General features: G+C 53.1%; 11 protein-coding genes. 8 read left to right on the forward strand and 3 right to left on the reverse strand.

Annotated features, from left to right (window positions below):
• Window positions 1-96 precede the first annotated feature (96 nt).
• A complete protein-coding gene (locus ACWF8S_RS06250) occupies window positions 97-480 on the forward strand; it encodes a nuclear transport factor 2 family protein (protein WP_447555977.1) in 384 nt (127 codons plus the stop codon).
• A gap of 104 nt (window positions 481-584) precedes the next feature.
• Window positions 585-1,178, forward strand: a complete 594-nt coding sequence (locus tag ACWF8S_RS06255; protein ID WP_447555978.1) for a cysteine hydrolase family protein — start codon at window positions 585-587, stop codon at window positions 1,176-1,178.
• A gap of 7 nt (window positions 1,179-1,185) precedes the next feature.
• Here the strand turns inward: ACWF8S_RS06255 and ACWF8S_RS06260 are convergent, their stop codons facing one another.
• Entirely contained in the window at window positions 1,186-2,124 is a 939-nt protein-coding gene (locus ACWF8S_RS06260) for a hypothetical protein (RefSeq protein WP_447555979.1), read from the reverse strand.
• A 251-nt stretch (window positions 2,125-2,375) separates the two neighbouring features.
• Between ACWF8S_RS06260 and ACWF8S_RS06265 the strand changes: the two genes are divergently transcribed.
• Window positions 2,376-4,217: an autotransporter domain-containing protein gene (locus tag ACWF8S_RS06265; RefSeq protein ID WP_447555980.1), complete on the forward strand. Its 1,842-nt coding sequence runs from the start codon at window positions 2,376-2,378 to the stop codon at window positions 4,215-4,217.
• 89 nt (window positions 4,218-4,306) lie between these two features.
• Here the strand turns inward: ACWF8S_RS06265 and ACWF8S_RS06270 are convergent, their stop codons facing one another.
• Window positions 4,307-5,236 (reverse strand): hypothetical protein, encoded by a 930-nt coding sequence (locus ACWF8S_RS06270; RefSeq protein ID WP_447555982.1) that lies wholly within the window; start codon window positions 5,234-5,236, stop codon window positions 4,307-4,309.
• 150 nt (window positions 5,237-5,386) lie between these two features.
• Here ACWF8S_RS06270 and ACWF8S_RS06275 point away from each other — a divergent pair, with 150 nt between their 5' ends.
• The 5 genes from ACWF8S_RS06275 to ACWF8S_RS06295 all read left to right on the forward strand — a co-directional run bounded on the left by ACWF8S_RS06275 (window position 5,387) and on the right by ACWF8S_RS06295 (window position 9,612).
• Entirely contained in the window at window positions 5,387-5,854 is a 468-nt protein-coding gene (locus ACWF8S_RS06275) for a GNAT family N-acetyltransferase (protein ID WP_447555983.1), read from the forward strand.
• Window positions 5,855-6,110: 256 nt separating this feature from the next.
• Complete coding sequence (locus ACWF8S_RS06280; protein ID WP_447555984.1) at window positions 6,111-6,773, forward strand: hypothetical protein; 663 nt, start codon at window positions 6,111-6,113, stop codon at window positions 6,771-6,773.
• Between the two features lie 121 nt (window positions 6,774-6,894).
• A complete protein-coding gene (locus tag ACWF8S_RS06285; protein ID WP_447555985.1) occupies window positions 6,895-8,211 on the forward strand; it encodes a hypothetical protein in 1,317 nt (438 codons plus the stop codon).
• A gap of 86 nt (window positions 8,212-8,297) precedes the next feature.
• Window positions 8,298-9,002 carry an HNH endonuclease gene (locus ACWF8S_RS06290; RefSeq protein ID WP_447555986.1) on the forward strand — a complete coding sequence of 235 codons (705 nt, stop codon included), beginning with the start codon at window positions 8,298-8,300 and terminating at the stop codon, window positions 9,000-9,002.
• Window positions 9,003-9,177: 175 nt separating this feature from the next.
• Window positions 9,178-9,612 (forward strand): GNAT family N-acetyltransferase, encoded by a 435-nt coding sequence (locus ACWF8S_RS06295; protein WP_447555987.1) that lies wholly within the window; start codon window positions 9,178-9,180, stop codon window positions 9,610-9,612.
• 108 nt (window positions 9,613-9,720) lie between these two features.
• Here the strand turns inward: ACWF8S_RS06295 and pgi are convergent, their stop codons facing one another.
• On the reverse strand, window positions 9,721-11,379 hold the full coding sequence (pgi, locus tag ACWF8S_RS06300) for a glucose-6-phosphate isomerase (protein WP_447555988.1): 1,659 nt from the start codon (window positions 11,377-11,379) through the stop codon (window positions 9,721-9,723).
• Window positions 11,380-11,418: the final 39 nt, after the last annotated feature.

An 11,418-nucleotide genomic window follows, 5' to 3' on the forward strand; every position in this document is an offset into this window, starting at 1 on the left:
AGATGAAGGGCTTGCAGTAAAGGTCATATCAGGAAAGGTCATCGCCGTTGAGCCCGCGGCGTAAGGTCACCCTTATTGGTTAAAGAGGTCGTTATAATGAAAACTCCCCATGACGTACTCAATGAGTGGATGCAGGCGATCAACGACGCCGATGTCGAAGCCCTGCTCGCCCTCTACGATGAAAACGCCGTACTGATTCCCACCTTTTCAAACCGAATCGCCAATACCCGCGAAAAACACCGCGACTACTTCGAACGGCTGGGAAGCCGCCCGGGCCTGAGCATCTCGCTTCACGAGAAAACCCTGATCATCCAGGAAGTATCGGAGACGATCTGCGCGCTCACCGGCCTTTACAACTGGCGCTTCGAGGTAGACGGCGAGCTCTTGAACTTCGAAGCACGCTTTAGCTACGTGGTGGATCTTTCCAAGGAGAAGCCCATCCTGCATCACCACTCTTCGCAAATTCCGCGCATGCTGTAAGGCTGTGTCTAGCGCGGCGGTACGTCCCGCCGCGCTAGCCCAGGGCGATTGAGCATATCCGTCGCATGAATCAGGCCGCCCAGAAGGAAGAGGAGCGTTACCCCATGCACGTCTTGCCTGTGCTACTTCTCATTGATATGCAGCGTGGCATGCAGGCCCCGGCGGCTGGCGAGCGCAACAATCCCCAGGCGGAAGCGAATATTCAGCGCCTGCTCGGCGCCTGGCGACACGCAGGCGGCCAGGTCGTGCACGTTCGCCATGTCTCACGCACGCCAGGGTCTCCGTTTTGGCCGGGTCAGCCGGGCGTCGAATTTCAGCCGGCGCTCGCGCCGCTCGCCTGCGAGCACGTTGTCGAAAAGAACGTACCGGACGCCTTTATTCTCTCAGGACTGGAACGCTGGTTACGCGTTCGCGATATTGACCGGCTGGTGATCGTGGGTGTGAGTACCAGCAACTCGGTCGAGGCCACCGCCCGCGCGGCAGGCAACCTGGGCTTCGCTGTCCAGGTGGTGGCGGATGCCACGTTCACTTTCGCCAAACGCGATTACGCAGGTACCCAGCGCACTGCCGACGAGGTCCATGCCATGTCGCTTTCGAATCTGGAAGGTGAGTACGCTGCTATAAGAAGTGTCGAGGATATTTTGAACGAGGCCGAAGACGCAGCCACCACTAAAAACGCCGTGCCGTTCACCGAGTAGCTTGGCGTTACACTTTTATATCAATACTGATGGTCGCCGCGCTCACGCCAATCACTGGGGGTGGTAGCAACTGGCCGAGCGTGGAGTAGAGCGCGCTGGATTCTGATTGGTGGGGCGAGCAGTCCACCTTTGTCATATCATTTTCGGCTTTTTTCAGTTCGCGGCGCGTCTCCTTGTCCTCTTCCTGCAGGCGAATTTTTAACTCGCTGGCTGCTTCCTGAAACGCCCTTTTTGCATCGGTCAAAATGGATCGCAGAGCATGTTCGCTGGCGTTAACACCCGTGGGCTGATCTGCGCCTGGCTGGGTCGTTGAAGGTGTCAATGTACTTTGCAGCACGTCGTCCGGCACCTGAGACTTTTCCTGGCGCCCCTGTTTCTGCTCTTCAAAGCTTTCACTGTCATCAGGCGCTTCATTTGCAATAGCCGCCTCGGCGCTTTCGAGCGTAGCGTTTGCGGATTTGACATCGCTTTCGGCGCTGCTCGCTTCGCTTTGCACGTTTTCGGTGGGCGGCGTTTGCACAGCATCGTTACCGCTTTGGGCCGCGTTGACCGTGGGCGCTATTGCGGAACCAGCGCTGCTACTGCCTTCGCCACCACTTAATTGCCCAGCCGCTACACCCAGCTCACGTGCGATGCTCTTGAGTTCACTGGCCATGGATTTGAGCTGTTCAGGTGAGGCAAGGCGCATCATCGCCTTGAGCGACTCAAGCCGTTGCTTTAAAAGGCCCACCTTCTGCGAGGCGTTCTGCATCGCCGACTCTTTGGGGCTGGGCAGCGATGCCAGCGCTTCAAACGCTTCCTGCTGTTTTTTAAGGCGCTTTTCCAGCGGACTCTCTGTACCGGCGGTCTGGGTGGAGGATGCTGCTGCCGCCAGGCGCGAAGTTAGGGGAGTCGCGTGTTCGCGGCATGAGGTTGCCGTGTTGAAACGGACCGGACCAATTTTCATGATGTGCTCCGTTTGCTACCAGGAGTATCTATCGATTCGATCGAGAATATCTTTAGATAATGCTAATGCCCGCTGCTGAAAGCCCCTTCAAGAGCGCGCCAATATGGCAACTGAATAGTTCAAGACGCCTTTCCTTGTAGTGACCCCGTCGCTATGTCATAAACGCATGGCTCGTTCGGCTTCACCGGCGCTGGCATTCGGCCGGGCAATGCCCATCGACACACAACAATAGCCACCAGGGGATCGATGTCATGCTAACGTCACGTTACCGGCGCCTGGCGCTGGGAGCCCTCGTTGGAGTCGGCGCTTTGCCGCTCCCCACACTTGCCGACACCACCTTCAAAGACACCTTCGACGACACCGTTTTCTTCGGCGATAGCCTGACCGACAGCGGTCATTACCGCGCAATCATCGAGCAGCTGCTTCCCGTCCCGATCAGTCAGCGCGATTTCGTGGGTCGTTTCACCGACAACCCGGGGCCGGTGTGGTCCGAGCGCCTAGCCACCCGCTACGGCGGTAGCGCCGCGCCCGCCAATGCCGGCGGCAACAACTACGCCGTCGGCGGCGCCAGAGTATCCGCCCCCTCGGGCAGCCTGTTCGGCGCGGCGCCATCGGTGAGCGACCAGCTGGCGAGTTATCTTGCCGCGACCGGCGGTGTCGCCGAGGGCGACACACTCTACGCCGTCTGGGCCGGCGCCAACGATCTGTTTACGGTGGGGGAAGGGGCCGACGCCGCGAGCGTCATCGCCAATGCAGCCTTCGGGACCGCCGAGGTGATCGGCGCACTCGAGAATGCCGGTGCTCGCCATGTGCTGCTCTTCAACATTCCCGATCTGGGTTTGACCCCGCGCTTCAACGGCGACCCCGCCACCAGCGCTGGCGCCACCGCGCTCGCCCGGCAGTACAACGAAACACTCTACACCGCCGTGGCAGCAAGCGGTGCCGAGGTGATCCCGGTCGACACCTTCGCGCTGCTGCAGGAGGTGGCCGCCGCGCCCGGCGCCTACGGATTCATCAACGTGACTGACCCCGCCTGCACGCTGCCGCTGCCGCTTTGCAACTCGACGACGCTGGTCGCCCCGGATGCCGGGCAGCACTACATGTTCGCCGACGAAGTCCATCCCTCGAGCGCGACCCATCGCATCATCGGTGAGTACGTGGTGTCGATGATCGAGGGGCCGCAACTGCAGCAGCTGATGACCCACTCGGCGCTGCTGGGCGGGCGAACTCGCGCCAACCGGGTCGCGGAACACCTGAACGGGGCCGCGCTTGAAAATGGCCTGCGCTGGTGGGGCGATCTGCGCGCCGAGCGGCAAAAGCTCGGATCAGGCGATCTTCTGGACGCCGATACGCCGGCGGGGCTTCTTGGCGTGGACTGGTATCAGGACGGAGTCGTGCTGGGCGGCTTCATCGGCTACGGCGATCAGGATGGCGACTTCGGCGGTGGCCGGGGGGATTTTCAGCGTCGAGACACCACCCTGGGGCTTTTCTCGGGCTGGTATGCCGACAATGCCTGGATCAACGCTCAGTTGAGCTATACCTGGCTCGATGTCGATATCGACCGCGAGGTCCAGCTGGGCAGCGCGACCCGCCACCATACAGGGTCGACAGAGGGAAAGAACCTGACCGGTGCACTCAACGCGGGCTTCGAGTTCAGCACGTTCTCCACCCCCGTAGGCGATGTGCGCACCGGCCCGGTCGCGGGCTTGACCTGGCAGCGCGTCGAACTTGACGGTTTTGATGAGGCCGAGCGTTCCTCGACCGCGCTTGACTACCCCGATCGCGACGTCGACTCCCTGGTGGGGCGCCTTGGCTGGCAGATCCGGCGCAACGGGCCGACATTCAATCCCTACCTGCAGATTAGCTACAACCGCGAGTTCGAGAAGGAGCAGGGCGCCAGCGCTACCCTGCAAAGTCTGCCGCAGTTGGGCGGCTACCGTGTTCCCAGGCTCGATTTTGATCGCGACTACGTCGAGCTCGATGCCGGCGTGCGCGCCACGCTAGGCGGCGTCGATGCTCACATTGGCGCGAATGTCGACGTCGATGATGCACGCAGCAGCGCGCTGTTTCTGAGTCTGGGCAAGCGCTTCTGACACATCGAATGATCACAGTAGGGCGAGTGTGAAATGAAGACGCCCCGCCGGATAGCTCCCGGCGGGGCGTCTTTCAACCAGGGTGGTCGCTAAGCTTCTACATTGATAGTGGCTGAGCTGACATCGCTGGTAGCCCCTGGCAACATCTGGCCCAGCGAAGAATAAAGCGCATTGGACGCTGCCTGAGCCAGCGAGCGATCGAGCTTGGCCATATCTTCCTCGGCCTTTTTGAGCTCGCGGCGTGCCTCTTTATCCTCTTCACGCAGACGTATTTTCAGTTCATTGATGGCTTCCTGCAGTTCTTTTTTAGCATCAATCAGAATGCCGCGCAGCGCGTGCTCGCTGGCGCTGATGGTCGGTGAGCGGTTGTCATCGCGTTGTGAAACATTCGCGAACGCCAAGGCTTCACCTGCCACTTTTTCAATAGCATCATCCGAATTCAGGCTTTGCTCTTGCTCTTGCTCTTGCTCTTTCAGTTCGCCGTCCATCTCGGCAGAGATCGCGGCTTCCGCGCTGGCAAGCGCGGTATCAGCCCCCTGAGCGTTCGAATCTGGCCCTCCACTTTGCACACTGTCTGCAGAAGATACCTCTGAAACATTATGGGCAGGATGCGCGGCGTTAACGGTAGGCGAAACCGTGGGGCTGGCAGTGCTGGTGCCCCCACCGCTTAATTGCCGAGCCGCCACGCCCAGCTCTCGCGCAATACTTTTTAGCTCGCTGGCCATGGATTTAAGCTGTTCGGGTGAGGCAAAACGCATCATCGCTTTAAGCGACTCTAACCGCTGCTTTAGAAAGCCGACTTTCTGCGCAGCGTTCTGCATCGCAGACTCCTTGGGGCTGGGTAGCGATGCTAACGCTTCAAACACTTCTTTCTGTTTCTTGAGCCGTTTAATCTGAGGGTCGTCCGTGTTGGGGGCGGTAACCGACAAGGGTTGGCCTGTTACCCGCGCCGCGCTAGGCCCGGTTGAAGGCTCCCGGCGAGTATTGATCATCATCAGGTTGGAAAATCCGATTTTCATGGCCGATCCCTCATTTTTATTAATAGAACCTATCGACTATTCCGATGATAGCTTTAGCAAGATCAGGGCTAATCGTTTTCCCCATTGTCAAAGAGCTGGCCTGCGCGCCGCAGCCGCCGATGGCGAGTGTGGGCTCTGGGCGTCACACCGATGCCTATGCCCGATGAAACCCGCGGCTTTATTGAAACTGCCTTGAAAGGCCTTGAAGCAGGCCACCGTTTTGCTTTTGCCGTTATTGATGAGACCAGCGTTACCGTGCTGGGCACAACGAGCTATCACGACATCTTACCTGAGGTAAAGCGGGTAGAAATTGGCCACACCTGGTATGCCAAACGCGCGCAGCGTACCCATATCAATACCACCTGCAAGCTGCTGCTGTTAACACATGCTTTCGATACGTTGGGTTGTAACGTGGTTGGCTGGCGCACCGACAACTTCAACTACGCAAGTCAACGTGCCATTGAGCGCCTGGGGGCTAAAAAGGATGGTATTATCCGCGGCCACAAGCTACGCCGTGATGGAACCATTCGCGATACGGTGATGTATAGCCTGCACAGGGGAGAGTGGCCAGAAGTGCGCGCGCATCTTAACGATTTTTTGAGCCGGCCACGTAGCTAATCAATAGGGCTTTGGCTCGACGCACACACATTGAGGTAGGGACGCTGATCGCAGCCGCCAATCATATGTGCTACAGACAAAGCGAGAAGGCAAGCGAATTTTGAAAAGGCAGCCAAAATTTTCTTTGCTAGCAATATGATCAATGAGATAGATTTGATCTAGGCGGCTAGATAACCTCAGTGAACGCGCCAGCACGTTCATTGAAGTTATGCAGCCGGGTATATAACCACTGTTAGCTTTAGAAAGGTGAAAAGTGGTGGAAGAACAACAAATTTCAGAGGTAACTATGTCAAACATTGAACTAATCGCACTTATTGCATCAATTGCGTCATTAATTTTAGCTGTTGGCGCAATTTGGCTGTCTATTGTTTTCTTCCGCATGTCCAGTCAAGCTTCACAAGCAACAACTGAAGCTGCAAAAGGCATCGATTCAAGTGTCCAAAGATTAGAAGGGTTATTTGACAAATTGTATTCCGATACATTTTCAATGATGAAAGATACTGTTTCAGATATGCGTAAACATATTTGGAATAAGCCTGATGGCGATAAAAATGAAATTTCACAAGATTTGAAAGAGGAAATACAAAATCAAGTATTAGCTGCACTAGATGACAAGTCTGTTCCTGATGAAGATAAAAAAGAAGAAATTGCAAAGAAATTAGAAACTGCACTTGAGGGTATCTTAGGAAAAGCGCGTGAAAAGAAACGAACTATAAAATCTGAGAAACTACTTAGTGCGATTCAAGATTTTGGTCCAATAACGATTGAAAAACTTGCAGATATTCTTGGGTCTTCCATTGAGGATATTGTAATACCGCATATTTTCAAACTCCGTGAGGAAGGAAAAATTACTTGGGATGGTAACGAAAACGGAGTATCAGGTGGAACTGTCGTTGTAGAAGTAAAAGCTAACAAATAGCTCCAGCGGATAATTTAAAGTGTCACTTTTTTTGCATACGGAAAAGTGTTCCACTTTAAATTGTCGCTGAGCAAGGCGTTAGGGCACCAATCAGTAGCGCAGAGAATATACAAGGATAGAGATGTACGAGTTCTCAGTTGAGCAAGCAGCGAATAATATTCATGATCATCGAACGAAAGAGTATTTTCGTGAAGTGATGAATAACTACTTCAATGGCAATCACAGGTCTGCGCTCGTGATGCTATGGACCGTTATTATTTGCGATCTGGTTTATAAACTGCAATATTTGAAAGATATTCATGGTGATGAAAAAGCAGAATCTATTCTCGATGAAATGGCAGATTTCCAAGAGAAAAATCCTGCGAATCCTAAGTGGGAAGAAAATCTCCTAAAAGAAATATTTACTCGAACAAGTTTGTTAGAGGCTCACGAACTGGACTTTTTACAGGCGCTGCATCGGCACAGGCATTTATCTGCGCATCCTGTGATAAGTAAATCCGATATTCTCTTTCGTCCAAACAGAGAGATGGTGCTCTCAGATATAAGGGTGGCTTTGGACTCTGTATTAACCAAGCCCCCAATTTTAACGAAACAGGTGTTCTCCGAGCTTGCGGAAGATCTCGAAAAAGTCAAGGACTTGTTCGCAGACAACAATCAACTTACACGATATTTGGAATCTAAATATTTCAAGAATTTAAATGAAGAGGTTTCATCTCAAATATTTAAGTCCTTATGGCGGATTACTTTCAAGGCTGAAGATGAGAGGTGCAATGAAAATCGAGCCATTAATTCTAGAGCTGTAAGAATACTATTTGAACGAAATCGAGAAACCTTAACTGAGTATATAAGAAATAACTCTCCATACTTCAGCGAAATATCTGACGGATCGCCACTGAGGCATGCAATTTTCTTTCTAGGCGATTACCCTCACTTATTTAACCTATTGAGTGAGGCTACAAGGGAAGTGGTATCTGCAAAAGCAAAATCAGACGTCGATTTACTGGCAGTTTCTTATTTCTTGAACAAAAACATCGCTGAACACATAGATATGCTTGTTAACTTAATCAAAACAGATTATGAGCATTCGTTCGGCGGATCACATAAGATACATATAAATCACATCCACGATTTGATGAGGCATGCTGAATCAGCTGGAATAAAGAGCCGCATTAATAAACTGCTGGTGGTGATGTACATAAATGCAACAAATTTCGATGCCGCTGATTCTCTATTTTCTCAATTTATTAAACCACATATTAGTAAATTTGATCAAGCCGAGATGAAGTTGTTGATTGAAGGCATTGGTAACAATAACCAAACGCATTGGCGTGGTCGAGCTGATGGAGATCATACTCTAGTAGTAGAGCGGGCTGTAGAAATAATAGATGGTTTTGATGTTTCGGAATACCGATTCCTACCCGAACCAGAAGAGCCCTAACAAAGTGCTGCTAGGGTCAAACCTACGCTGCGCTCCGGTTTGCCCTAAAGCACGGCGTTATATGCTTATTTAAGTAGGTAGTTAAAATGAGTCGAAAGAAATTTATGGAGTCTGTGGGTGCAACCTGCAGAAACTGGAACTGGAGTTGGTCATTCGTTAATCACGATGAAAAATTTGTGGTTTTTGGTCATTGGGATGTACACAAAGATGGCTTAATTTTTGATGAAAGTTGGAAAGGTACTGGGAGAAAGCAATCACTCGAGCACGTATCTCTAATTCAGGAGCATGGGTACAGTTTAAAAACTTTCCCAATGCAGTACGATGAAACAGATACTGGTACCGCCAAAATTAAAAGTTTCGACTGGATTCTTGAGGATAAGCATTTAGCGGGAGTTGGTGGGCTTTGGTATGCGTTAAGCCCCTCTGAACACGAGGGCGTCACAGCGATAGAAGAGGTTGTTAACCCAGAGACTTACACAGAGGGTGCAACGAAGAGAATCTCTGTAAATGCATATGAACGTAACCCCGATGCCAGAGCTAAGTGCATATCTCATTATGGGTGCAAATGTTATGTTTGCAACTTTGATTTTCAAAGTGTTTATGGTGATATCGGTAAGGGTTTTATACACGTGCACCACGAAGTTGCACTTGCTGATATAAAGCAAGAGTATGATGTTGATCCAATCAATGACTTAAAGCCTTTATGTTCTAATTGTCACGGAATCATACACAGAACACATCCGCCGATATCCGTCGATGCTTTAATTTCCCTGTTAGGTGCCAAGGTTTAAGACGCATATAACAAACTGTTTAAGAGTGATTCGCAACGCGTGGTATTTTCACTATGCGTCGGTTTTAGTGTTTAAGGTGGTATGCGGTGGCAGCGGTATTGCGTTGCTCACACCTTAACAGGGCGTTATGTCATGTTTGCATTAAGTTCCAGTAATCGATTTAGATGGTATCAAAATGCAAATTGCCAGATTGATAGCAGTGGAGAGTGATCACGATTTCATTTGGAGCGCTTATTCAAGCGCTTATAAAGATGTAGTCGAGCGTCAGTTCGGTGTTTGGGAAGGCAGACTTCAGAAGTCAGCTTTTGATGAGAAATGGCACCAGGGTGGTTTTGAGGTGGTAGCGTTAAACGGCACCTATGTAGGTGCCGTATGGATAACAAATGAAGGTAAGTTTTTTCAGCTTCGAGATATATTTCTTGCGCCTGAATATCAAGGGCAGGGCATTGGCTCGCAAGTTGTGCAGCAGGCATTGGACAAGGCGCATGCGGCAGGTATGCCTTTACGACTTCGTGTCTTGAAGCAGAGCCAAGCGATTGCATTATACGAACGGCTAGGTTTTACAAGGTGCGGTGAGACACAAACGCAGTACTGGATGGAAGCTGTCTAACTAGTGCTTGTAGCCTATACAGAATCAACGCTGTTTATTCAAAAAAAGCCCCGGCTATTTATTAAGCCAGGGCTTTTACTTACCTCTTATCTCGCCTTCTAAAACTTCCTAGCTTTTCTTCTTATCCACCTTTTTATCACTCTCGGCTTGGCTATTATCTTCAGTACCACCACCCGAAAAATGCGCCCGCACCAACTCCAGCAACCCCTGCGTAGACGCATCAAAATCCGCCGCATTGGTATCAATACGCTCACTGATTTCCCCGGCGATGCGCTTGCCCAGCTGCACCCCCCACTGGTCGAACGAGTTGATGTTCCAGATCACGCCCTGAACGAACACCTTGTGCTCGTATAGCGCGATCAGCGCGCCGAGGTTTTTCGGAGTGAGTTCGTCCAGCAGCAGGGTGCTGGAGGGGCGGTTGCCGGGGCAGCTGTAGGGGTCCTGGCTCAGCTCCTGGGCGTCTCCTTGGCTGCCTTCCATGAAGGCGTTGGCCTGGGCGAGCATGTTGGTGAGCAGGGCGAAGTGGTGCTCCTCCATGCCGCTTTCGGGTTTGAGCGAGGCGATGAAGTCGATGGGTACATAGCGCGTGCCCTGGTGCAGCAGCTGGAAAAACGCGTGCTGGCCGTTGGAGCCGGTCTGGCCCCAGACGATCGGCCCGGTCTTGTAGTTGACCGGGTGGCCGAAGATGTCCACCGACTTGCCGTTGGATTCCATGTCCAGCTGCTGCAGAAACGACGGCAGCTGGTTCAGCGCCTGGTCATAAGGCACGATGGCCTGGGTCTCGGCACCGATGAAGTTGATGTACCAGATGCCGATCAGCGCCATCAGCACCGGCATGTTTTGGGAGAAGGGCGCCTCGATGAAGTGGCGGTCCATCTCGTGGGCGCCTTCCAGCAGCTCGATAAAGCCCTCGAAGCCGATGGAGAGCGCAATCGGCAGGCCAATCGATGACCACATGGAGTAGCGCCCGCCCACCCAGGCCCAGAACTCGAACACGTTCTCTTCGCGAATGCCGAATTCCATGGCGGCGCGGCGGTTGGTGGAGGCGGCGATGAAGTGTGCGCCCACGTCCGCGTCCTCGCCGGCGTTTTCCAGAAACCAGCGCCGGGCGGTCTTGGCGTTCAAAAGTGTTTCCTGGGTGGAAAACGTCTTGGTCGAGACGATGAACAGCGTGGTGGCCGGGTCAAGGCGCGAGAGCACTTTCTGGATGTGGGTGCCATCGACGTTGGAGACGAAGTGGAAGTGCATCGCCGGGTGGCGGTACTTCAGCAGAGCGCGCACCGCCATGTTGGGGCCAAGATCCGAGCCGCCGATGCCGATGTTCACCACATCCTTGATACGCTTGCCGTTGTAACCTTTCCACTCGCCGCTGCGCACCGCTTCCGAAAACGTCTTGATCTGTTCGCGGGTACGGGTGATTTCCGGCATCACATCGTCGCCGTCTACATATACCGGCTCATCGCTGAGGTTGCGCAGGGCGGTGTGCAGCACCGGGCGGTTCTCGGTGACGTTGATGATGTCGCCGGAGAACATCTGCGCGCGGCGCTGAACCAGCGCGGAGTGGTCGGCCAGCTCCAGCAGCTTGGCGAGCACCTCATCGGAGACGTGGTGCTTGGAGTAGTCCAGAAACAGCCCGCCCACGCGCAGGCTCATTTTCTCGAAGCGCTGCGAGTCCCGGGTGAAGTAGTCACGAATGCGGTCGTTGTGGGTCTTGTCGCGCAGACGTTCGAGGGCCTGCCAGGTGACGCTTCGGGTGAGCTGGAACATGAGGTGGAATTTCCTTGTCGATGAGGCAGTTAAAGCGTG

It is taken from the genome of Vreelandella xerophytica (assembly GCF_968048975.1).